The sequence below is a fragment of the Pseudomonas sp. NUPR-001 genome (genome assembly GCF_052147955.1).
Lineage (GTDB): Bacteria > Pseudomonadota > Gammaproteobacteria > Pseudomonadales > Pseudomonadaceae > Aquipseudomonas.
In genome coordinates this window covers 549809-571700 of the sequence record NZ_CP197353.1, presented here as the reverse complement: position 1 = coordinate 571700, position 21892 = coordinate 549809, and the positions used below count along the sequence as shown (strand labels likewise).

Here is a 21892-nt window from a genome sequence, read left to right as displayed (position 1 = left end):
AAGGAGAACACCCATGCGATTCAAACGCCCGCAGGTGCGCTATGCCGACACGCCGCAGCCTGCAACCCCTTACCAATCAGCCGCGCAGGTGTGGGACGACCGTATCGGCTCGGCCCGCGTCCAGGCCAAGAACTGGCGATTCATGGCCTTCGGCTGCCTCACGCTCGCGCTTCTGATGGCTGGCGGCCTGGTGTGGCGCTCGGCGCAGTCCATCGTCACGCCTTACGTCATCGAGGTCGATCAGTCGGGGCAGGTGCGCGCCGTGGGCGAAGCGGCTACGCCGTACCGGCCCGCCGATGCGCATATCGCGCACCACCTGGCGCGCTTCGTCGGCCTGGTGCGATCGCTGTCTGTCGATCCCATCGTTGTGCGGCAGAACTGGCTGGATGCCTACGACTACACCACCGACAAGGGCGCGGCCGTGCTCAACGACTACGCCCGCACAAATGACCCATTCGTGCGCATCGGCAAGGAGTCGGTGACGGTGCAGATCACCAGTGTCGTCCGCGCCAGCGACACGTCTTTCAACGTGCGCTGGACGGAACGCCGCTACGTCAATGGCGCGGCCGCCGGGCTGGAGCGGTGGACGGCCGTGGTGTCCATCGTCCTGCAAACCCCGCGCACCGAAGAACGCCTGCGCCGCAACCCCCTGGGCATCTACGTCAATGGCCTGGCGTGGAGCCGCGAACTGGATTCTTCCGAAGGAGCCAAGCCATGAATGCACTTTTCCGTAAATCCGTTTTGCCGTCGATCCTGCTGGCCTCGACTGTTCTGTTCTCGGGCTGCGCCTCGCAGGGCAAGCCGCCGCCGTCCATTTCGCTCGATGAGCCGGTGCAGGCGCAGCCGCTGCCGGAGCCGCCCGCGCCGGTGGAAGTGGTCGCCGTGCCCGAGCCGCTGGCACTCCCGGCACAGTTGAAGCCGTTGCCCGAGGTGGACGCGGCCCCGGCCGCGCCGGAGCCGGCCGACGAGAAGGTGCGTGTTTCGCGTGCGAATGCCGAGGCGCGTATCGCGCCGACCCGCGAGGGTTACGTCAATGCGATTCAGGTGTGGCCTTTCACCGATGGCGCGCTGTATCAGGTCTATGCCGCGCCGGGGCGCGTGACCGTGGTTTCGCTCCAGCCAGGCGAGGAGCTTGTCACTGTCGCCGCCGGCGATACCGTGCGCTGGATCGTGGGCGACACGTCCAGCGGCAGCGGCGCCGACCTGCGCGTCAATGTGCTGGTCAAGCCGATCCGCTCTGGCCTGAGAACCAATCTGGTCATTACTACCAGCCGCCGGACGTACCTGCTGGAGCTGACCTCGACGGAAAAGGCGTGGATGGCCTCAGTGTCCTGGGACTATCCGAAAGACCGGATGCTGGCCTTGCAGCGCCAGGCACAGGCGGCCAGCGCCGCAGCGCCGGTCGATACCGGCCTGTCGCTGGAGAAGATCCGCTTCCGCTACGCGGTCAGCGGCAGTAATCCGCCGTGGAAGCCGCTGCGTGCCTTCGACGATGGCGAGAAGGTCTATATCCAGTTCCCGCCGGGCATCGCGCAAGGCGAGCTGCCGCCGCTGTTCGTCATCGGCGCGCAGGGCGACGGGCAACTGGTGAACTACCGTTTCCGCTCGCCGTACTACATCGTGGATCGGCTGTTCGGCGCGGCCGAACTGCGCCTCGGTGGTGATGGCGGCGACGTGGTGCGGATCGAACGCACGGATGGCGCGGTGCGGAGGAACTGACCATGAGCCAGGACGACACTCCCGACCTCGCCACGCCACAGGCGGGCAAAGTCACGCCCGAGGCGGTGGCGCTGCGCGCCCAGCCGCGCCCGGTCACGCGCCTGAACCGGCGCACGCTGGCCATCCTCGCAGGCACCCTGTCGGTCGCCGTGCTCGGCGCGCTGATGTGGTCGCTGCAACCGCAGCGACGCGGCGCAGGCGAGCAGACCGAGCTTTACAACGTCGATCGTGTCTCGAAGTCCGAAGGGCTGGACGCGCTGCCGGCGGACTACTCGAAGCTGCCGCCCCCTTTGCCGGCATCCGTGCCGGAGCTGGGGCCGCCGCTGCCGGGCGATCTTGGCCCGGCCATCGTGAAGTCGCAGCAGCCGGTGACGGCCGCCTATGCGGCCCCCGGCCACGACCCCAACGATGCGCTGCGCAAGGAAGCCGAAGCGGCGGCGGCATCGTCGGTGTTCTTCCGCTCAGGGTCGCAGGCCGCGCCAGTGGCGCAGACGCAGGTGGCCGCCGCGCCGGGCTTCGCCGCCAATGCGGCCTTCGACCCACTGGCGGCTGGCCCGGCCTCGACGGCGGCCCAGCCTGCCGACCCGACCGCCGTACAGAACCGGCAAGACCAGAAAGAGGCTTTCCAGAAAGCCGGAACCACGGAAACCCGTAATTCCGGCAACCTGACCCTGCCGGCCTCGCCGTATCAGGTCATGGCCGGAACCGTGGTCGCAGGTGCCTTGGTGACAGGCATCAAGTCCGATCTGCCGGGCGACGTGATCGCCACGGTGACGGAGCCGGTCTATGACACGGCCACCGGCAAGTTCCTGCTGATCCCGCAGGGGTCGCGCATCCTCGGGCGCTACAACAGCCAGGTCAGCTACGGGCAGAGCCGCGTGCAGATAGTGTGGAACCGGGTCATCCTGCCGGATACCTCATCGCTGACGCTCGACAACCTTGTGGGCACCGATTCAGCGGGCTACGCCGGCCTGGAGGACGACGTGGACTGGCATTGGAAGCGCATCGTCTCGGGCGCGGTGCTGACGACGCTGCTGGGCGTAGGCGCCGAGCTGGCCGCGCCGGAGAATCGCCAGGATGGCAACCGCATCGTGATCGCCGGGCGCGATAGCGCGCAAGACAGCATCAACCAGGTCGGCCAGGAGATCACCCGCCGCAACATGAACATCCAGCCGACACTGACGGCGCGGCCAGGGTTGCCGGTGCGGATCATCGTCAACCGGGATCTGGTGCTGCGGCCGTACCAGCCCCTGTTCTTTAACCGGGGAGCTTCGCAATGACCACGACCAAGAAGCTGCGGCTCGGGCCTCTGCCCAAGACCGAGAGTGTCAAGCTGACCTTCGCCTGCCCGGCAAGCCTGAAAGCCGACCTCGACCGCTACGCCTCGCTGCACGCGCAGGCGTATGGCGAGGCGGTCGATGCAGAGAAATTGATCCCGCACATGCTGGAGGCGTTCATGGCGGGGGATCGGGGATTCAGGAAGGGCACGGCGACCCGGAGCGCGCCATCGAAGCCGACATGATGGCGTCACATACCAACGGCATCCATCGAACGCGCAGCCACCGGCTGCGCGTTCTTCATTCTGGATGCCGCCAAGCCTCTTGGGCTATGATGACGCGACAGGCCCGCCGTTCCTCGGCAATCCAGCACGACACGGTGCGATGCGGCTTTCTCTCCCGACGCTCTTATGTGGCTCCTAGCCGACGAAGCCGCGGTTCTGCAAAGCGGCCCCGAAAAGAGCTAACCTACTGTCCCATATACGGTTTCAAGCCCTGCGTGATTTGCGCGAAAGACTTGACACCGGCACTTTTTTGACGCCATTGCCGGCGGTGGAGGCCTAATCACGTTGCCTGTGATGTTCGTCGCAGGCATTGACCCGTTGGCTGCAATTGCCACCAACAAATTCCAAGCTGCCTCGGCCACCGTGTCCGCCACCTGTGCATTCGCCCGCAAAGGCATGATCGACTGGAAAAGCGGCCTGCCCATGGCCTGTATGGCATTTGCGGGTGGCGCTGTTGGTGCGTTGTCGGTAAGCCTGGTGCCCAAAGCCCTGCTGCAGGCCTGCGTGCCCGTGCTGCTGATTCTGGTAGCGGCTTACTTCGCCTTCAGCCCCAAATTGGACAACCAGCAACGCAAGGCGAAGCTGTCCATCAGCCTGTTTTGCCTGCTGGTAGCACCGATCATTGGTTTCTACGATGGTGTGTTTGGCCCTGGGGTGGGCTCATTTTTCATGCTCGCCTGCGTGATTCTGCTCGGACAACCGCTGCTCCAGGCCGTCTGCAACAGCAAACTGTTGAACGCGGCATGCAACCTCGGAGCGCTATCGGTATTCTCGCTGAGCGGCGCTATTATCTGGCCGCTAGCGCTGGCAATGGCCTGCGTTGCGTTTCTCGGTGCCCAGGCAGGTGCGCGGTGTGCGGTGCATTTTGGCCCTAGGCTGATCCGCCCGCTGTTGGTTTGCGTGTGTTGCATCATGGCGCTCAAGCTATTGTTCAGCACCGGAAACCCGCTCGCTGAGCGGCTGCATCTTCTGTTTCTCTAGGTGGTGTTCATGCAACTTGAAGCAACTTCCTCGCAGCGTTCTACCTGGCAATACGATGAACCCAGCCCCGGCGAGGAGCGGTTTATCACCGAGACTTTCGACAATTATCAGCAACAGGCCCGCTGGCTGGTACCCGACGAAGAGTGCGCACCGCCAATGTTCGTGGTGGGTGGCGCGCAATCGGATTTTACCCGCCTCAATCCCCTGCTCTATCGCTTGCAAACATTAGGTATCGGTTCGCTGACTGCCAACCTGTCTGGGCACAGTCTTGCCAGCGAACCCGGTGCGGCTCAACCATCGCTCAGCACCAACCGTGAAGAAGCACTGCGTTTTCACCGGCATATCGCGGCGCGCTGTGAAACAGTGGTGGGTCACAGCCTGGGGGCCTCTATCGCGCTGAAGCTGGCGGCGCAGCAACCGGCTGTGGATAAGTTGGTGTTGATCTGCCCTGCCGTCTACCCAGACAACGCTCATGACGCGCCCTTCGGCCCGGCATTCAAGGCTGCGATCAGCAAGCCCTATGGATTTCTCGACTGCGACAGCTTTGAATTTTTGCGCCAGTTCCAGGGCCGTGTGCTGTTGGTAATGGGTGAGTTCGATGGGCTTAACTCCCAGGCGCACGGCCAAGGTGCAGGCACTTCGGCGGGCACCCTGTGGCTGGCAGGCGCTCAGCGTTACAGCCCGATCCCGGAAGAGGTCACCCGCACGCTGCTCAAGTCGGTGCCACCGCCGCATCTGGAGTGCTTGCTGCTCGCAAACTGTGATCACAGTATCGCCGCCCATTTGCGCAGCACGCCCATGGTCGCCGACCAGGTGGCGCAAACCGTAGCGGAGTTCATTATCGGCGAGCGCTGATCACTCGATCTCGAACAGCCCGTTGCTGCCGGGCCCGACGCTGAGCCGCTCGCGTACATCGTCGTCGATACGCGGGTCATCGGGGCGGTACAGCTTGACCTGGCGGTAGGCATTGATGCGGTTGATCTCCGTCCCCAGGTACTCCCACACCACCCGGGTGCAGGCGGGGGTGCGCCGATCGCCGCTGGACACCCCGGTTTTCAGGCCATTGAGGCGGGTGATGCGGCTTTTGAAGCTCGGGATCAGGATGGTCTGGCTCATTTCATTGACCGTCAGCGACTCGTAGTCCATGAGAAACAGGCGATCCTGCAACTGGAACGCCGCCCCCAGATAACGGCAACGCACCCAGTCTTCGGCTTGTACATCGGTACTGCTGGAGCGCTCCTGACGCTCCTGGCGCTCGAACAGAAAAGTGCCCCGCTCTTCGCGCAAATGCACCAGCGACAGCAGGATCAAACCCGGCACCGACATGCAGTTGGAGTATTCGAAGTAATAACCGCAGTAACGCGAAAGATTGCCGCTCTGCTCGCGCAGGGGCCTGAGCAATTCGCTGAGCGGATCTGCCTGGGAGGTGGCGACGCTGGCCGGATTACGTGCGCCGATCAACCGAGCGAACTGCTCAGGCGGCAGCCCCAGTTCGTAATCTTCCACGCCAAAGAAATCACCGATGCGCTTGAGGTTGAAAGGCGTCGGCTGACTCTGCCCGCTCAAGTACTTGTTGAACTGCGCGCGATTGATCGACAGCTGTCGGCAAACCTCTGAGATAGAGCGGTAGTGACTGCAGGCGAGTTTAAGGTTGATACCGAGATTTTCGCTCATGCGATCCGTTCCAGGTGATGCGACAGGCGCCAGTTTAGCATCAAGTCGCATCAACTCAGAGCAACATGCGAAATTGTAACAACGTTTATCTTGGCCAACTATGCGCGCCTGGGGCACGGCGCATCGACGTCGGCGCCCTCGTCTTTCACGCAAAAAAACAAGAATCGAGGTTACTCCATGCTCGAAGCGCTCAACGATTTCCTTTCGGGGAAACTCCTCATCGTGCTCATCGTCGGACTCGGCAGCTATTTCACCATCCGCTCCCGCTTTGTCCAATTCCGCCATTTCGGCCACATGTTCGGTGTGTTCAAGGAGTCGTTGCGCGGCCAGGCAGGCCAACTGAGTTCGTTCCAGGCACTGATGCTGAGCTTGGCCGGTCGTGTCGGTGCGGGCAACATTGCCGGTGTCGGCATCGCCGTCACCTTGGGCGGCCCAGGTGCGGTGTTCTGGATGTGGGTCACGGCCCTGGTGGGGATGTCCAGCAGCTTCTTTGAATGCACCCTGGCTCAGGTCTACAAGCGCAGCGACGGTGATGGTCTGTACCGTGGCGGCCCGGCTTACTACATTCAGCACGGCCTGAAGCTGAAAACCATGGCCGTTGTGTTCTCGCTGCTATTGCTGGTGACCTACGGCTTTGCCTTCAACGGCCTGCAGTCGTACACCGTGACCCACTCGCTGCAGAACGCTTTCGGCTTCGATCCACAGCACACCGGCATCGCCCTGGCCGTGTTGCTGGCCATCGTCTTCCTCGGTGGTATCAAGCGTATTGCCTCGGTGTCCGACCTGCTGGTCCCGGTCAAGACCCTGGCCTATATCGGCGTGACCCTGTACGTGATCGGCAGCCAGATCGAGCACGTTCCAGCCATGCTGGAAACCATCTTCAAGAGTGCCTTCGGCCTTGATCCAGCCTTTGGCGGCCTGCTCGGCAGCGCCATTGTCATGGGCGTGAAGCGTGGTGTGTTCGCTAACGAAGCCGGCCTTGGCAGCGCGCCGAACGTCGCCGCCGTGGCGGCCGTGCGTCACCCCGGCGCACAAGGTGTGGTACAGGCGTTCAGTGTGTTCCTCGACACCTTCGTTATCTGCACCTGCACAGCGCTGCTGATCCTGCTGTCCGGCTTCTACACCCCGGGTTTTGAAGGGGATGGCATTGTCCTGACCCAGAACTCGCTGGCAGCCGTCGTGGGTGACTGGGGCCGCTTGTTCGTCAGCGTGGCACTGTCGCTGTTTGTCTTCACCTGCATTCTGTACAACTACTACCTGGGCGAAACCAGCCTGCAGTTCCTCACCCGTAACCGTCTGGTGCTGCTGGGCTATCGCGCCCTGGTACTGGCGCTGATCGTCTGGGGTTCGGTGCAGAACCTGTCCACCGTGTTTGCCTTCGCTGACATCACCATGACCTGCCTGGCCTTCGTTAACCTGATTGCCCTGGCCCTGCTGTTCAAGGTCGGCCTGCGGGTCATGCGTGACTACGACGAACAACGCAAAGCCGGTATCCAGCAGCCGGTGTTCGACGCCGCGAAGTTCAGCGACCTGGATCTGGATCTGCAAGCCTGGCCAACCAAGCCGGCAGCCGCAGCCGATGCACAGGCCACTGCAACAGCTACCGCGCAGCCGCAGCACTGATATGCGCAGCGTGAAAAACCTGCTGGTCCTCTATACCGGAGGCACCATCGGCATGCTCGAAACCCCGCAAGGCCTGGCGCCTGCCGGTGGTTTCGAGCCGCGTATGCGCGACTACCTGGCCAGCGATCCGCACTCACCGAGCATCGACTGGACGTTGCGTGAACTGTCACCGTTGCTGGACAGCGCCAACATGCAGCAAGCCAACTGGCTGGCGATGCGCGACGTGATTGTCGAGGCGGTGAAACAAGAGGGGCACGACGGCGTCCTGGTGCTGCATGGCACCGACACCCTGGCCTATAGCGCCGCAGCGTTGTCGTTTCTGTTGCTCGAACTGGAAGTGCCGGTGGTGCTGACCGGTTCGATGCTGCCCGCCGGTGCCCCAGACAGCGATGCCTGGGACAACCTGTGCGGTGCCCTGCGCTTGTTCGAGGCAGGGATCGACAACGGCGTGCAGCTGTATTTTGCCGGTCAACTGTTGCACGGCGCCCGCGCCAGCAAGCAGCGCAGCGAAGCCTTCGATGCCTTTGCTGCACTCCCACGGCATCGCGAGGGCCGGCGCGCTGAACAGCTGCCAGCGGTGCTCAGCTACTGCCAGCCGCGTGTGCCAGTAAACCTCGCGGTGTTGCCGATCTACCCGGGGCTGCAGGCCGCTCATGTGCGTGCGTTGATCAACAGCGGGGTCAAAGGCTTGCTGCTGGAATGCTACGGCAGCGGCACCGGCCCCTCCGATGACGAGGCCTTGCTCCAGGCCTTGGCCGAAGCGCGCCAGCGCGGCGTGCTAATGGTCGCGATCAGCCAGTGCCCGCAAGGCAGTGTGCGGTTCGACACTTACGCAGCAGGTAGCCGGCTACGCGATGCCGGGCTGGTCTCGGCGGGCGGCATGACCCGTGAAGCAGCGCTGGGCAAACTGTTTTCGCTGCTCGGTGCCGGGTTGGACATCGCCACGGCGCAGCACTGGTTCGCACTGGACCTGTGCGGCGAACGGGTGCAGTAAAAATGGCGGAAGGCAGCGGGAGTCGAACCTGCCCGGGAACGGCTGCCGTCCCCAACCGGGTTTGAAGCCCGGCCGCGCCACCGGGCGCGATTGCCTTCCTTGAACTCAAAGCCCTGGCGATTGTGCCAGGGCGCTGTCGGTACGAACCTGACGCCGGTCACCGACGCGTCTGGTCAGGCCGATCCGGTCAAAATACTCCAACACCTGAATGCTGCGCTTGCGGCCGATACCCAGCACATCACGGAACGCCGCCGCTTGCACCACCGGATCGTCGCTGGCCAGCTGCAACAGCATAGCTGCCATTTGTCGGATTGTGGCCTGGGGATAGAACAGATCACGCACCACCTGGTGCACCTGTCCCAGGCGCGCCAGTTTGCGCAGCAACAGTCGAACTGGCGCTTCCTCTTGCCCCAGCGCCTTGGCCAGATCACGCACCCACGGCGGGTCGAATTGTCCTTGTTCGAGCAGCGGTTGTAGCTGTAGCCACAAGGCCTCGTCAGCTTCGCTCAGGCGTATCTGATGTTCAGGCAAATGCAGCCAGGGCCCATTGCCAACAATCGCCCCGCTGGCGAGCAGTTCATCCAGCAGGCTGATAAACGCCGGGCGCTCCAGCGCCAGGGCAACAAAACGACGCAACCGATCACGGTCGGGGCCGAGCTGGTCGGGCTCTTGCTGATGAAAGCGTGCCAACTGCTCCAGCACGCGTTGCTTCAATGTCTGCCAACGCGCCGTGGTGAACATCAACGGGCCCTGGCGTGTGGCGATCACCTGAACATCCGTTGGCAACACCCAGCTACTACGCAGACGGTTGAACTGACGCTCCAGGCGCTGCGGGTCGAGGCCAACGTCGTCGTTGGCCAACAGTGCCGACAAGGCCTGCTCCAGGCCGTCGGCTTCGGCCAGTGCGTGTAACTGCGCCAGCCGCGCCTCACTTCGACGTTGCCGCGCCGGCGCATACGGATCAAGCACCCGGCCACCGCCGAGGGTGCGTTGTGCGCTGTGATCGCGCAGCACCAAGCGATCGCCATGCACCGCCTGCAACGGCGCATTGAGCTGTAACTGGGCGAACATGCGCTCACCTGGCAACAGCAGCTCGCCCTGCAACAGTGCCACACGGGCACTGACATCCTGGGTTCCCAGGTGCACATGGACCGGGCTGAAATGGGCAAAGCTGCGGGTTTCACTGGCCAGCAAGTGCAGCTCGATATCCACCCGCTGCGTCGGCCCGTGCAGCCACTCGGCGAGCAACCAGTCGCCGCGATGAATCTGCTCAAGTTCCAGGCGCTCGGCACTGATGTTCAGCGCCACCCGCTGGCCTGCCCAGGCCTCGGCCACCCGCTGGTTCTGCGCATGCAGCCCGCGCACCCGCACCGATTTTCCCGCCTTGCCCAGCGAGAGCGTGTCGCCCAACTGCACCTGCCCCTCCAGCGCGGTGCCAGTTACCACAATGCCAGCCCCGGCCACCGCAAAAGCGCGGTCGATGGCCAGACGAAAGCCGCCCCGGCGGCTGCGTTCACGTACCGTGCGCTGAGCCGCGATCAACGCCTGACGCAAGGCATCGACACCCTCACCGGTGACGCTGGACAGGGGAAATTGCTCGGCGCCAGCATAGGGCCCGGCGGCCAGCAGATCACTGACTTGCGCGTGCACCTGCTGGACTCTGCGCAGCTCGACGCGATCGCACTTGCTGATAGCGACCACCAGCCGGGGAATACCGAGCAACTGCACGATCGCCAGGTGCTCTCGGGTTTGCGGCATAACCCCGTCATCGGCGGCAATCACCAACACCACCAGATCAACACCCTGCGCACCGGCCAGCATGTTGTGGATAAACCGTTCATGGCCCGGCACGTCAATAAAGCCGGTCAACGGCGCATCGGCTTCGAGGCTCGCATAGCGATAGCCCAGGTCGATGGTCATGCCACGCTCGCGCTCTTCACGACGATGGTCACCTACTTGCCCGGTCAGGGCAGCGAGCAATGAGGTTTTGCCGTGGTCGATATGGCCTGCCGTACCGACAATCACCTCACCGCCTCCAGCCGCTGCAGCTCAGGCAATTGCGCCAGCCAGCCGGCTTCGTCATCCAGTTGCCGCAGGTCTAGCCACAAGGCGTCATCATCAATGCGCCCTAGCACTGGAATCGGTAAATGCCGCAGCGCCTCTTCAAGGCCACGCAGGCTACGCCCACGCAAGCGCCTGGTCTGTTGCGGTCGCAGGCACAAGGCGGCACTGGGCAGACGGGCCACCGGCTGGCTGCCACTGCCGATCATGCTCAACGCTGGCACTGCGGCAACGTCCCAGTCAGCGCCCAATACCTGCCCGAGTACCGGCGCCAGACGCTGAGCCTGAGCAAGGATCTCTGGCTGTGGGCGGGTGAGCAAACGCAGGCTGGGCAAGCGCTCAGCCAACTGGTCGGGGTTGCGGTACAGGCCCAGCACGGCTTCCAGCGCGGCGAGGGTCAGTTTGTCGACCCGCAGGGCACGCTTGAGCGGGTTCTTCTTGATCTTGGCAATCAGCTCCTTGCGACCAACGATGATGCCCGCTTGCGGGCCGCCGAGCAGCTTGTCGCCACTGAAGGTGACGATATCGGCGCCGTCAGCCAGCGCCTGGCGCACGGTCGGCTCGGCAGGCAGCCCCCAGCGCGTCAGATCAAGCAAGCTGCCGCTGCCGAGGTCTTCAAGCAGTGGCAAGCCATGCTGATGCGCCAGCTGCGCCAGCGCCTTGGTTTCGACCTGAGTGGTAAAGCCCTGAATGCTGTAGTTGCTGCAATGCACACGCATCAGCAGGCCACTGCGTGGACTGATGGCCGCTTCGTAGTCGCGGGCATGGGTGCGGTTGGTAGTGCCGACTTCATGCAGTTTGACCCCGGCGCGGGCCATGATGTCGGGAATACGAAAGGCACCGCCGATTTCGATCAGCTCACCGCGGGAGATGATGCCTTCCTTGCGCGCGCCCAGGCTGTTGAGCGCCAGCAGTACGGCAGCGGCGTTGTTGTTGACCACGGTCACCGCCTCGGCGCCAGTCAGTTCGCGGATCAAGCCTTCGATCAGGTCATCGCGGTCGCCGCGCTTGCCGGTGGCCAAATCGAATTCGAGGTTCAGCGGGTAACGCGCGGCCATCTGCACCGCATCGATGGCCTCCTGTGGCAACAGCGCCCGCCCCAGGTTGGTGTGCAACACCGTGCCGGTCAGATTGAACACCCGCCGGACCTGGCTGCGGTGCTGGGCCGCGAGCCGTTCACCCGCACGACCGGCGAGTACCGCCGGTGACAACTCGGCAGCCTCCAGCTGGCCAAGCCTGGTAGGTTCGCGCAAGTCGTCGAGGAGCTGGCGCAAGCTGGCCAGTAGCGCATCGCGGCCGTAGCGGTCTGTGAGCGGCTGGCAGGCGGGGTGGCGCAACAGGGTGTCGATGGAGGGCAGGCGTGTCGGTAGTTTGGCAAGGTTGGAAGACATTCTGGAGGGTACCTTCGACGGTATGGTGCAGATCGCGGGGCAAGCCCGCTCCCACAGGCGCGATAGTGTAGACCCTAGCCTCACTCCCCTCCCGGCGCCAGCATCAGGTTCGGCGCCAACCGTTGGAAACCCTCCTGATCCAGACGCATGTCCAGCGCCAGGCTCGCCAAGTCTGCCGACAGCGCCTCTGCCTCGGCATCGCACTCCAGATACAACTGCTTCAGGTAGCTTTTGCAGCCGGGACAACACTCGGCACGCAACGGTGCTTTACCTGCGGCATAGCGGTCATCGTCAAGGTTGAAATAGGTCAACCCCTTGCTCTGCTCGCAGTAAATGCACTTGACCCGCACCACATGCCATTCGCAGGCGCACAGCGAGCACACCAGGTAGCGCAAACCGTTGTACTTACCGCGATGGCGGATCACCCCGGCCATCGCCGGTGATCCACACGCCGGACACTGGCACAGACTATCAGCGGCCTTGAGATCGGCGCTCGGCACGTTCAGCAGCCAATGACTCCACGCTGCCTGCAGCGCAGCCCCCAAAAACGGCACCAGCGCGGCGGGCACGGCGCTGAATTGCCCGGTCAACAAGGCAATCCCCCAGAGTTTGCGTTGCTCGTCACTGGCCTCACGCAGTCGGCCCACTGCCGCAAGCAGTTCGGCATTGGCGGGCGCCACATAGCGCTGCAACAGCGCATCGAGGTACGCCAACCAGTGCCCCTCGCGCACCAGGCTATCGGCAGCCAATGGTGGCAAGCCGTGTTCCAGGCACAGGCGTTGGCGCTGCGTCTGCTCGGGTGCCGCGACAGGCGGCTGGTCTAGCAGGCTTTGCTGGATGCGGCACAGTTCGGCCACCAGACGCAGGTAGTCTCCCAGCGCATTTCCCACTGCGAGGGTGTCCAGCCGCGCCGCGCGCAAGGCAAACAGATTGACCGGTGGCAGGTAGAGAAACGGCGGCGTGCTGGCCGCCGCTTCGATCTGTCCGGGCTCGAGAATGGTGCTCAAATGATCATCCTTTTTTGCTGATCTGCGAGTCGGGTGGATCTTCCCGGGTCACTTCCCGGTACCACAGTTCATGGTGCTTCTTCGCCCAGGCGCGGCTGACCCAGCCATGCAGCATGGCGCTGACCGAGCCTTTGATCCAGATCCCGGCATAGATGTGCACAATGATGCTCAGCACCAGCACAAACGCCGCCAGCGCATGCAGCAGTGTCGCCAGGCGAATCGAGCCAATACTGAAGTACTGGCTGAACCAGGCACGCCAGATCACCACGCCACTGAGCAACAGCACCAGCATGCACAGCAGCAAGGTCCAGAACAGCAGCTTCTGCCCGGGGTTGTACTTGCCGATTGGCGGCACGCCCTCCTCTTCATTGCGCATCACCCGGCCAATACCCTTGAGCCACTGGCGGTCATTGGCGATGAAGTAATTCGCCCGCCAGAAACGCAGCACCAGGCCGAGGAAGAACACGAACATCAATACGCCCATGAACGGGTGCAGGATGCGCGTCCACGGCCCACCGCCAAACAGGTGACTGAGCCAGAACAGCGCCGGGTGAAACAGCGCCAGCCCCGACAATGCCGCCATGATGAACAGGATCGCCACCACCCAATGGTTGGTACGTTCGTTAGCGTTGTAGCGCAGGATGGGTTTGTCTTTCATGGCCGCTCCTCCCCTTGCGCACCTGGCTTGTTCGGGTCGTACACATGCACGGTCGGGTCAACCACGTGCACACTGGTGTCTGGCGCGCTCGGGTGCTCGTCCTCCTCGACCCGGTTCGGGCCGATGCGCACATAGTGGAAGAACCCGGCCAGCACTGCGGCGCCCATCGCCAGCAACGCCAGCGGCTTGCTCACGCCTTTCCACAGCCCCACCAACGGGCTGATCACCGGCTGGTCCGGCAGGCCGGCGTAGAGTTTTGGCTGATCGGCGTGGTGTAGCACGTACATCACGTGAGTACCACCCACGCCATCCGGGTCATAGAGGCCAGCGTGCTCAAAGCCGCGCGACTTGAGGTCGACGATGCGTTCGGCAGCATGCTCCTTCATGTCTTCTTTGCTGCCGAACACGATGGCACCCGTCGGGCAGGTTTTTACGCACGCCGGTTCCAGCCCTACCGCGACGCGGTCGGAACACAAGGTGCACTTGTACGCCTTGTGGTCCTTCTGCGAAATCCGCGGAATGTTGAACGGGCAGCCGGTAATGCAGTAACCGCAGCCGATGCAGTGGTCCTGATTGAAGTCGACGATGCCGTTGGCATGCTTAATGATCGCCCCGGGGCTTGGGCACGCCTTCAGGCAACCTGGGTCAGCACAGTGCATACAGCCGTCCTTGCGGATCAGCCATTCCAGATTGCCCTCGGTGTTCTCATGCTCGGTGAAGCGCATCAGGGTCCAGGTTTCAGCGCTCAGGTCGTGGGGGTTATCGTAGGTCCCGTAGTTGTGCCCCACCTCGTCCCGCAGCTCATTCCATTCCGAACACGCCACCTGACAGGCCTTGCAACCGATGCACTTGGTGGTGTCGATCAGCTTGGCGACTTCCTCCTGGTGACGGATCGACGACGGCGCCGTGGTGGTGGCCGAACGGGCGATGATGTCTTGGCTAGCCATCAGATTTTCTCCACGTTGACCAGGAACGACTTCGATTCCGGCGTTTGCGTATTGCCGTCACCGAGGAACGGCACCAGGGTGTTGGTCAGGTAGCCGTGCCGGGTTACCCCGGTAAAGCCCCAATGCAGCGGAATACCGATCTGATGCACGGTCTGGTTGTTGACCTGCAACGGCCGAATCCGCTTGGTGACCACCGCCACCGCCTCGATATGCCCGCGTTTGCAGGAAACACGCACCCGGTCGCCCGCAGCGATACCCTTCTCCTTGGCCAGCGCTTCACCGATTTCGACGAACTGCTCCGGCTGGGTCACGGCGTTGATCGGGCAATGCTTGGTCCAGAAATGGAAGTGCTCAGTCAGCCGGTAAGTGGTGGCGGCATAGGGGAAGTCCTTGGCTTGCCCGAGGCTGTCCCACACCGAATCGAACACCCGACCAGCCGGGTTGCTGATCGCCTTTTTGTTGTCCGGATGCAACGGGTTGACCCCGATCGGTGTTTCGAACGGTTCGTAATGCTCCGGGAACGGCCCTTCGGCCATCTTGTCGAGGGCGAAGAAACGCGCCACGCCTTCGGGGTTCATGATGAACGGGTTCATTCCGGCTTCTGGCGCAACATCGACCTTGAAGTCCGGCACGTCAGTACCGCCCCAGGCCTTGCCGTTCCACCACACCAAGCGCTTGTTCGGCGACCAGGGCTTGCCCTGGACATCCGCCGACGCCCGGTTGTAGAGAATCCGCCGGTTCGCCGGCCAGGCCCAGGCCCAGGCCAGGTTCTGCTTCATGCCAAACGGATCGGCATTGTCGCGCCGGGCCATCTGGTTGCCCTGCTCGGTCCAACTGCCACAGAAGATCCAGCAACCAGACGCAGTACTGCCATCGTCTTTGAGTTGGGCGAATCCCGCCAATTGCTGCCCGGCCTTGATCGTCGCCCCGGTCGCATCGGTGACATCGGCGACGGCGTAACCGTTGAACTCCTTGGCGATTTCTTCCGGCGTCGGTTCGTGCGCCACCTTGTACGGCCAGTTGAGTTTGAGGATCGACTCGGCCCAGGCGCCGCCTTCACGCTGATAGCGCTCGCGCAGACGCAGGAACAGGGCACTCATGATCCACACGTCGGTACGGGCCTGGCCCGGGCCTTCAGCACCTTTCCAGTGCCATTGCAGCCAGCGGCTGCTGTTGACCAGCGAGCCGTCCTCTTCGGCAAAACAGGTGGTGGGCAGGCGAATCACTTCGGTCTGCACGTTCGCCGAATCGACATCGTTGAACGGCCCGGCGTTGCGCCAGAACTCGGAAGTTTCGGTGGCCAGCGGATCCATCACCACCAACCACTTGAGTTTACTCAGCGCTGCGGTGACGCGGTTCTTGTCGGGCAAGGCAGCAATCGGGTTGAAGCCCTGGCAGAAGTAACCGTTGACCTGTTCCTTGGCCATCATGTCGAACATCTTCAGGACGTCATAACCCGGGATGTCGAGCTTCGGCAGGTAGTCGTAGCCCCAGCGGTTCTCAGCCGTGGCATTGGCGCCGTACCAGGCCTTCATCAGGCTGACATGGAACTTGCCGTAGTTCTGCCAGTAGGACATCTGCCCAGGTCGCAGCGGCTTGAGGGCGCGCTTGGCGATATAGGCGTCGTAGTCCTGCTCGGCATCCGAAGGCAAGGTGAGGTAACCCGGCAGCAAGTTGGACAACAGCCCCAAGTCGGTCAGCCCCTGGATGTTCGAGTGCCCGCGCAAGGCGTTCACCCCGCCACCCGGCATGCCGACGTTGCCCAGCAACAGTTGGACCATGGCCGCACTGCGGATGATCTGCGAACCGATGGAGTGCTGGGTCCAGCCCAAGGCATAGAGAATCGTCATGGTCTTGCCCGGTTGCGAGCAGGTGGCGATCTCTTCCCAGACCTTGCGCATGCTGTCTACTGGCATACCGCAAATCTGGCTGGCCAACTCTGGGGTGTAGCGGCTGTAGTGCTGCTTCATCAACTGATAGACGCAGCGCGGGTCTTGCAGGGTCGGATCGACCTTGGCAAAACCGTCTTCACCCAACTCGTAACCCCAGCCTGACTTGTCGGTGTAACTACGCTTGTCAGCGTCGTAACCACTGAACAAGCCATCCTCAAAGCTGAAACCGGCTTTGACGATGAACGAGACGTCGGTGTAGTTGCGCACGTACTCGTGCTGAATCTTGTTTTCAGTCAGCAGGTAATTGATCAACCCGCCCATGAAAGCGATGTCGGTACCGGTACGGATCGGCGCGTAATAGTCGGCCACCGAAGCGGTTCGGGTAAAACGCGGATCGACCACGATCAGCCGGGCCTGGTTATGCGCCTTGGCCTCGGTCACCCATTTGAAGCCACACGGATGGGCTTCTGCAGCGTTGCCACCCATCACCAGGATCAGATTCGCGTTGGCGATATCGGTCCAGTGGTTGGTCATGGCTCCACGGCCGTACGTCGGGGCAAGACTTGCCACCGTCGGGCCATGTCAGACACGTGCCTGGTTGTCGAACCCCAGCATGCCAAGACTGCGAATAACCTTGTGGGTCATGTAGCCAGCTTCGTTGGACGAAGCTGAAGCGGCCAGAAAGCCGACGCTCAGCCAGCGGTTGACCGTCTGCCCCTGGGCGTTCTTCTCGATGAAGTTGGCGTCACGGTCAGCCTTCATCAAATCGGCGATCCGATCCAGCGCCTCATCCCAGGAGACCCGGGTCCACTCCTTGCTGCCCGGCTTGCGCACCTGAGGGTACTGCAGGCGGTTGGGGCTGTGGATAAAGTCGAGCAGGCCGGCGCCTTTCGGGCACAGCGTGCCGCGGTTCACCGGATGGTCGGCGTCACCCTCGATATGGATGATGTTCTGCGCCACGTTCTTGGCCCCATCCCCCTGGCTGTACATGATCAAACCACAGCCGACTGAGCAATAAGGACAGGTGTTACGGGCTTCTTTGGTATGCGCCAGCTTGAAGTGACGCACCTGCTCGGCGAAAGCGGGTGTCGGGGCCATGCCCAACGCCGCCAGGCTCGAGCCTCCAAGGCCTACAGCTGCGACCTTGAAGAACTGCCGACGGTTGAGATCCATCGTGCACTCCTGATCAGGTGGTGGACGCACGGGACGTTGCCGGCGTCTCTTGAACGATCACGGTGGCGACTTTTGCAGCAGTCACCAGTTGATACTGTAGTCAAGATTTCAGGAAGCGCGATGGCAGGAGACTACTGGCACTTTGGACAGGCCCTATCACAGGGCTGTGAACGCGGTCATTAGCCAGATCGCGGACATTTACCTCGTGTAACACTTCAAGCAAGAACCATGGCAATATGATGGCCATGGGAAGGTAGTCCCACTCTATACCGCAAAGAAAGAAACGCGCCACAGTCGGCACGTGAATGTCCAAGGAGCTTCAAATGAAAGGCAAGATTCTGAGTTTTGACTCAAACACTCGCAATGGCGTTATCTCTGGCGACGATGGCAACCGTTACAGCTTTGAAGTCGGCCAATGGAAAAGCGCCGTTCTGCCGAAAGCTGGTAGCCGTGTAGACTTCACCAACACTGGTAGCGCCGCTGAAGCGATTTACGCCGACAGCACTACACTGGTGGGTAACTCGAAAAAAATCCCGGCTGCCCTGCTGGCATTCTTTCTCGGTGCGTTCGGCGCGCACAAATTTTACCTGGGCTACACCGCTCAGGGCGTGATCATGCTGTTGGTGTTCCTGTTCGGCTGGTTGCTGCTCGGCATCCCGTCGATGATCATCGGCATCATTGCCTTCATCGAATTCATTATTTACCTGATCAAGTCTGAAGAAGACTTCGAGCAGACTTACGTCGTCGGCAAGAAAAGCTGGTTCTAATCGGCCTTAACATTGCCTCGAGCGAAGGATGGTCTGAAGTCGCCCGTATTTTCGGCCAGCTTCAGCCTCCATCGTTGAATACGGCAGATTGCCCAGAGCGAACAGATCAGTCTTTGCTGAAAATGCGAAAAGCCCCTTCGCCTAAATACTCAGCAGAAACCTTTTCATTCAACTCTATGGCATCCGCCCCCAGAACCGAGTAGTAATGGAGCAAATATTTTTCGCGAGTCAGTATTTCTTCCCTCGACGCCCACTCGGTGATGGCAATAACAAGGCTGCCAAAGCTGAATACAGGACCAGGATGAAGTTGAATATACTGGATCAACGTGGGGCCATTAAATCTGCTGACCATTACCGTCGGAGGCCCGAAGATAATGGTAAAAAAACCGACCAGACAAATTGCTATCCCCAGACACGTAGCGAGCCTGGAGAAGAAAACATCAACGGGGTCTCTGTCCAGCGTTGACTCCAGGTAATCAGCGTAGTCATCGTCGAAGGTTTCAACTACATATTCCCCAGGCAGGGTGTCTACAAGGACTTGCCACTTCGGCGCCACACTTTCATGCTCTTGCATTCAATCCGCCCAACAAAGCTTCGTGTACGTTAGCTAGGAGAGTGTGTCTTTAGGGGAAATCATGAAGGTGTTCTCACCCCTATATTCAGCTACTACATTGCCGTTAAATTCAGTGGCACCCTGGCATTCAACTGAATAGTACTTCAGCAAATACTCGTCGGGAGCCATCACCACGCCGGGACTCAACACCCAGTTGCAAACACCAATAATAATAGCGCCAAGACTAAATATCGGCCCTGGATTGAGTTGTATAAACTGGAAAAATGTTGGACCACTTAACATACTGACCTTTACCGTGGACGGCCCGAAGATGGCCATCAAAAAACCAACCAAGCAAATCACCGCGCCAATCAGCAGCCCGATAAAGCTGAGAAAGCCTGCCGGCTCCCCCACTTCTTTCGACTTTATATGTGCAGCGTAGTGATCAGAAAACGTTTCAACCACGTACTCCCCTGGCAAGGAACCCACCATAACTGTCCACTTCAGCCTTTCACTCTCACTCATTCGCATTTCATTCACCAGAAATAATTTCCTTGTGAATTCTAACGAGCGCCATAGCGCTGAAAAACCTAAGACATTGCAAAAAAATAAACTTGGGAAAATTCTTACTGCACAATAAGAAAAAACCCCGAATTTATAGGTCAGATTTCTAAACAACCTTCATAGTGCTATGAGTCAGTTTGCCCAGTCGCCTGCTCGGCGAGGCGCGGTACCCGCTTGAAATACCGAAAGGCCGTAAACAGCCCAGCAGCTATCACTCCCCAAAAAAAAAGAAACCCCGCAAGTGCGGGGTTCTTCAAGGAAAACTATACAGTTTTCGCTCAGGTGCTCGTCAGAACGGAATATCGTCATCAAAGCTGTCGAAATCCGGAGCTGGCTGTGGTGCCGCCTGTTGCGGCGCCGGGCGCTGCTGTGGCGCTTGCTGCGGACGTGGAGCCTGCTGGCGTGGCGCCTGGTTGTAGTTACCGCCCTGGTTGCCACCCTGGTTGTACTGATTGCCACCGTCCTGGTTCTGTGGACGGCCGCCGAGCAGCTGCATGGTGCCCTGCATGTCGACGATGATTTCAGTGGTGTAACGCTTGATGCCGTCTTTTTCCCACTCGCGGGTTTGCAGCTTGCCTTCGATGTACACCTGCGAACCTTTACGCAGGTACTCACCGGCGATCTCGGCGACCTTGCCGAACATCGACACACGGTGCCACTCGGTGCGCTCGACCTTCTGGCCGGTCTGCTTGTCGGTCCACTGCTCGCTGGTAGCCAGGCTCAGGTTGGTCACGGCGTTACCGTTGGGCAGGTAGCGGACTTCTGGATCCTGGCCGCACGTACCGACCAGAATGACTTTGTTAACCCCACGGGCCATAACGTTCTCCTAGGCTTCGCACGCTTCGGAGGCCGGGTTTACCAGGCGCTCCAGGGTCGTGCGATCCAAAATTTGTGTATCAAGTTTGATATAGATGGCAGCTTCATCGGCTACCACCACTGCGTCGGTCACACCCGGTACGGCCAACAGCCGTTCGGTCAGTCCCGCTTCGCGGACCGCCTCGGCCGACAACGGCATGCGCAGGCTGGTCACGTACGGCGGCTCACGCATGCTCAGCGCAACAATCCACCACACGGCACACAAGGCGGCGCAGCCCAGGAACACTGTGCTCAAGCCACCGTGCTGGAACAACCAGCCACCGAGAATGCCTCCCAGTGCAGCACCGAGGAACTGGCTGGTGGAGTACACCCCCATCGCCGTGCCCTTGCCGCCAGCAGGCGACACCTTGCTCACCAGCGAAGGCAAGGATGCCTCCAGCAGGTTGAAGGCAGTAAAGAATATCACGGTGCCGATCACCAGTTCGTGCAAGTTGTCAGCCGACAGCCAGAAGTACACCTCGGTAAGCATCAAAACACTGACCGCGCCCAGCAGGACACGTTTCATCTTGCGCTTTTTTTCGCCGTAAATGATAAACGGGATCATTGCAAAAAATGAGACCAGCAAGGCGGTCAGGTACACCCACCAATGCTCTTCCTTGGGCAGGCCGCCACGCTCGACGAACGCCAGCGGCAAGGCAACAAAGCTGGCCATCAGGATCGCATGCAGAACGAAGATACCCACGTCCAGGCGCAACAGATCAGGGTGGCGCAAGGTCGGCCCCAGGGCCTGCTTGGCGACGCCTGACTCACGGTGCTGCAAAGCGCCGTGTGACGCCGGCACGACGAAGGCAATCAGGGCGATACCCACCACGGCCATGGCTGCAGTGGCCAGGAACAGACCGGACAAGCCAAAGGCACGGGTCAGCAGCGGGCCAACCACCATGGCCACGGCAAACGACAGGCCGATGCTCATGCCGATCATGGCCATGGCCTTGGTGCGGTGTTGCTCACGGGTCAGGTCTGACAGCAACGCCATGACGGCAGCCGAGATCGCCCCGGCACCTTGCAGGATGCGCCCGGCGATCACGCCCCAAATCGAATCCGCCTGGGCCGCCAGCACGCTACCCAGGGCAAAAATCACCAGCCCGAGATAGATCACTGGGCGCCGGCCGATGCGATCAGAGATGATCCCAAACGGGATTTGCAGGAATGCCTGGGTCAGGCCATAGGCACCAATAGCCAGGCCAATCAACGCAGGCGTCGCGCCAGCCAGGTCCATGCCATAGGTCGCCAGCACTGGCAAAACCATGAACATGCCGAGCATACGGAAGGCGAACACCAGGGCCAGGCCGCTTGCGGCGCGGGTTTCGCTGCCACTCATGCGTTCGCTGTGGGAATCGTGCATGGATAAACCTCGTGTGAACCGGCGGCGATTCTATCAGTCCCACCGCGTAACGGCATATACGTGACGCTTTGCCGCGTAATGGCAGGGAGCCGTATACTCAATCGTT

The 21892-nt window shown here is 61.4% G+C and carries 19 protein-coding genes, 1 tRNA gene and 1 pseudogene; 9 read left to right on the top strand and 12 right to left on the bottom strand.

Features of this window, described 5'->3' with window-relative positions:
- The first annotated feature begins 13 nt into the window (after positions 1 to 13).
- The 6 genes and pseudogenes from trbF to ACP6KB_RS02610 all read left to right on the top strand — a co-directional run bounded on the left by trbF (position 14) and on the right by ACP6KB_RS02610 (position 5116).
- Positions 14 to 718 carry a conjugal transfer protein TrbF gene (trbF, locus tag ACP6KB_RS02635; protein ID WP_023127269.1) on the top strand — a complete coding sequence of 235 codons (705 nt, stop codon included), beginning with the start codon at positions 14 to 16 and terminating at the stop codon, positions 716 to 718.
- The gene (gene trbG / locus ACP6KB_RS02630) at positions 715 to 1719 is read left to right on the top strand and encodes a P-type conjugative transfer protein TrbG (protein ID WP_023127270.1); all 1005 of its coding nucleotides are present in this window, start codon (positions 715 to 717) and stop codon (positions 1717 to 1719) included. The genes trbF and trbG overlap by 4 nt, the downstream gene beginning before the upstream one ends.
- A gap of 2 nt (positions 1720 to 1721) precedes the next feature.
- Entirely contained in the window at positions 1722 to 2999 is a 1278-nt protein-coding gene (locus tag ACP6KB_RS02625; protein ID WP_442111906.1) for a TrbI/VirB10 family protein, read from the top strand.
- On the top strand, positions 2996 to 3241 hold the full coding sequence (locus tag ACP6KB_RS02620) for a DUF2274 domain-containing protein (protein ID WP_033990732.1): 246 nt from the start codon (positions 2996 to 2998) through the stop codon (positions 3239 to 3241). The genes ACP6KB_RS02625 and ACP6KB_RS02620 overlap by 4 nt, the downstream gene beginning before the upstream one ends.
- 285 nt (positions 3242 to 3526) lie before the next feature.
- Positions 3527 to 4261 (top strand): annotated as a pseudogene (locus ACP6KB_RS02615) (TSUP family transporter); the annotation flags it as partial.
- Positions 4262 to 4270: 9 nt separating this feature from the next.
- Entirely contained in the window at positions 4271 to 5116 is an 846-nt protein-coding gene (locus ACP6KB_RS02610; RefSeq protein ID WP_442111904.1) for an alpha/beta hydrolase, read from the top strand.
- Here ACP6KB_RS02610 and ACP6KB_RS02605 read toward each other — a convergent pair whose 3' ends face one another.
- Entirely contained in the window at positions 5117 to 5935 is an 819-nt protein-coding gene (locus ACP6KB_RS02605; RefSeq protein ID WP_442111902.1) for a helix-turn-helix domain-containing protein, read from the bottom strand.
- Between the two features lie 177 nt (positions 5936 to 6112).
- Between ACP6KB_RS02605 and ACP6KB_RS02600 the strand changes: the two genes are divergently transcribed.
- Positions 6113 to 7558, top strand: coding sequence for an alanine/glycine:cation symporter family protein (locus ACP6KB_RS02600; RefSeq protein WP_442111900.1), 1446 nt, complete (start codon positions 6113 to 6115; stop codon positions 7556 to 7558).
- 1 nt (position 7559) lies between these two features.
- A complete protein-coding gene (locus ACP6KB_RS02595; RefSeq protein WP_442111898.1) occupies positions 7560 to 8552 on the top strand; it encodes an asparaginase in 993 nt (330 codons plus the stop codon).
- Between the two features lie 3 nt (positions 8553 to 8555).
- On the opposite strand, the gene ACP6KB_RS02590 is transcribed toward ACP6KB_RS02595, so the two are convergent.
- The 7 genes from ACP6KB_RS02590 to fdnG form a co-directional block, all read right to left on the bottom strand.
- Positions 8556 to 8651 (bottom strand) — tRNA-Sec (locus ACP6KB_RS02590).
- A gap of 6 nt (positions 8652 to 8657) precedes the next feature.
- The gene (gene selB, locus ACP6KB_RS02585) at positions 8658 to 10577 is read right to left on the bottom strand and encodes a selenocysteine-specific translation elongation factor (protein ID WP_442111896.1); all 1920 of its coding nucleotides are present in this window, start codon (positions 10575 to 10577) and stop codon (positions 8658 to 8660) included.
- The gene (gene selA, locus ACP6KB_RS02580; protein WP_442111894.1) at positions 10574 to 12004 is read right to left on the bottom strand and encodes an L-seryl-tRNA(Sec) selenium transferase; all 1431 of its coding nucleotides are present in this window, start codon (positions 12002 to 12004) and stop codon (positions 10574 to 10576) included. The genes selB and selA overlap by 4 nt, the downstream gene beginning before the upstream one ends.
- Positions 12005 to 12084: 80 nt before the next feature.
- Positions 12085 to 13011 (bottom strand): formate dehydrogenase accessory protein FdhE, encoded by a 927-nt coding sequence (gene fdhE / locus ACP6KB_RS02575; protein ID WP_442111892.1) that lies wholly within the window; start codon positions 13009 to 13011, stop codon positions 12085 to 12087.
- A gap of 4 nt (positions 13012 to 13015) precedes the next feature.
- Positions 13016 to 13669, bottom strand: coding sequence for a formate dehydrogenase subunit gamma (locus ACP6KB_RS02570; RefSeq protein ID WP_442111890.1), 654 nt, complete (start codon positions 13667 to 13669; stop codon positions 13016 to 13018).
- Positions 13666 to 14616, bottom strand: coding sequence for a formate dehydrogenase subunit beta (gene fdxH / locus ACP6KB_RS02565; protein WP_442111888.1), 951 nt, complete (start codon positions 14614 to 14616; stop codon positions 13666 to 13668). The genes ACP6KB_RS02570 and fdxH overlap by 4 nt, the downstream gene beginning before the upstream one ends.
- On the bottom strand, positions 14616 to 17681 hold the full coding sequence (gene fdnG / locus ACP6KB_RS02560) for a formate dehydrogenase-N subunit alpha (protein WP_442111886.1): 3066 nt from the start codon (positions 17679 to 17681) through the stop codon (positions 14616 to 14618). Before fdnG ends, fdxH begins: the two co-directional genes overlap by 1 nt.
- Positions 17682 to 18004: 323 nt before the next feature.
- Here fdnG and ACP6KB_RS02555 point away from each other — a divergent pair, with 323 nt between their 5' ends.
- The gene (locus ACP6KB_RS02555) at positions 18005 to 18448 is read left to right on the top strand and encodes a TM2 domain-containing protein (protein WP_442111884.1); all 444 of its coding nucleotides are present in this window, start codon (positions 18005 to 18007) and stop codon (positions 18446 to 18448) included.
- A 106-nt stretch (positions 18449 to 18554) separates the two neighbouring features.
- Here the strand turns inward: ACP6KB_RS02555 and ACP6KB_RS02550 are convergent, their stop codons facing one another.
- The 4 genes from ACP6KB_RS02550 to ACP6KB_RS02535 all read right to left on the bottom strand — a co-directional run bounded on the left by ACP6KB_RS02550 (position 18555) and on the right by ACP6KB_RS02535 (position 21786).
- A complete protein-coding gene (locus ACP6KB_RS02550; protein WP_442111882.1) occupies positions 18555 to 19022 on the bottom strand; it encodes a hypothetical protein in 468 nt (155 codons plus the stop codon).
- Between the two features lie 33 nt (positions 19023 to 19055).
- On the bottom strand, positions 19056 to 19526 hold the full coding sequence (locus ACP6KB_RS02545) for a hypothetical protein (protein WP_442111880.1): 471 nt from the start codon (positions 19524 to 19526) through the stop codon (positions 19056 to 19058).
- 328 nt (positions 19527 to 19854) lie between these two features.
- Positions 19855 to 20382, bottom strand: a complete 528-nt coding sequence (locus ACP6KB_RS02540) for a single-stranded DNA-binding protein (protein ID WP_133210680.1) — start codon at positions 20380 to 20382, stop codon at positions 19855 to 19857.
- 9 nt (positions 20383 to 20391) lie between these two features.
- Positions 20392 to 21786 (bottom strand): MFS transporter, encoded by a 1395-nt coding sequence (locus ACP6KB_RS02535; RefSeq protein WP_442111878.1) that lies wholly within the window; start codon positions 21784 to 21786, stop codon positions 20392 to 20394.
- Between the last annotated feature and the right edge of the window lie 106 nt (positions 21787 to 21892).

What these genes read in the sequence shown, in the direction of transcription:
- ACP6KB_RS02625 (WP_442111906.1), top strand. Translation starts at nt 1,722, where the DNA reads ATGAGCCAGGACGACACTCCCGACCTCGCCACGCCACAGGCGGGCAAA.
- trbF (WP_023127269.1), top strand. Translation starts at nt 14, where the DNA reads ATGCGATTCAAACGCCCGCAGGTGCGCTATGCCGACACGCCGCAGCCT.
- ACP6KB_RS02600 (WP_442111900.1), top strand. Translation starts at nt 6,113, where the DNA reads ATGCTCGAAGCGCTCAACGATTTCCTTTCGGGGAAACTCCTCATCGTG.
- ACP6KB_RS02535 (WP_442111878.1), bottom strand. Translation starts at nt 21,786, where the DNA reads ATGCACGATTCCCACAGCGAACGCATGAGTGGCAGCGAAACCCGCGCC.
- ACP6KB_RS02540 (WP_133210680.1), bottom strand. Translation starts at nt 20,382, where the DNA reads ATGGCCCGTGGGGTTAACAAAGTCATTCTGGTCGGTACGTGCGGCCAG.
- ACP6KB_RS02545 (WP_442111880.1), bottom strand. Translation starts at nt 19,526, where the DNA reads ATGAGTGAGAGTGAAAGGCTGAAGTGGACAGTTATGGTGGGTTCCTTG.
- ACP6KB_RS02610 (WP_442111904.1), top strand. Translation starts at nt 4,271, where the DNA reads ATGCAACTTGAAGCAACTTCCTCGCAGCGTTCTACCTGGCAATACGAT.
- ACP6KB_RS02550 (WP_442111882.1), bottom strand. Translation starts at nt 19,022, where the DNA reads ATGCAAGAGCATGAAAGTGTGGCGCCGAAGTGGCAAGTCCTTGTAGAC.
- trbG (WP_023127270.1), top strand. Translation starts at nt 715, where the DNA reads ATGAATGCACTTTTCCGTAAATCCGTTTTGCCGTCGATCCTGCTGGCC.
- ACP6KB_RS02570 (WP_442111890.1), bottom strand. Translation starts at nt 13,669, where the DNA reads ATGAAAGACAAACCCATCCTGCGCTACAACGCTAACGAACGTACCAAC.
- ACP6KB_RS02595 (WP_442111898.1), top strand. Translation starts at nt 7,560, where the DNA reads ATGCGCAGCGTGAAAAACCTGCTGGTCCTCTATACCGGAGGCACCATC.
- selA (WP_442111894.1), bottom strand. Translation starts at nt 12,004, where the DNA reads ATGTCTTCCAACCTTGCCAAACTACCGACACGCCTGCCCTCCATCGAC.
- ACP6KB_RS02620 (WP_033990732.1), top strand. Translation starts at nt 2,996, where the DNA reads ATGACCACGACCAAGAAGCTGCGGCTCGGGCCTCTGCCCAAGACCGAG.
- fdxH (WP_442111888.1), bottom strand. Translation starts at nt 14,616, where the DNA reads ATGGCTAGCCAAGACATCATCGCCCGTTCGGCCACCACCACGGCGCCG.
- ACP6KB_RS02605 (WP_442111902.1), bottom strand. Translation starts at nt 5,935, where the DNA reads ATGAGCGAAAATCTCGGTATCAACCTTAAACTCGCCTGCAGTCACTAC.
- ACP6KB_RS02555 (WP_442111884.1), top strand. Translation starts at nt 18,005, where the DNA reads ATGAAAGGCAAGATTCTGAGTTTTGACTCAAACACTCGCAATGGCGTT.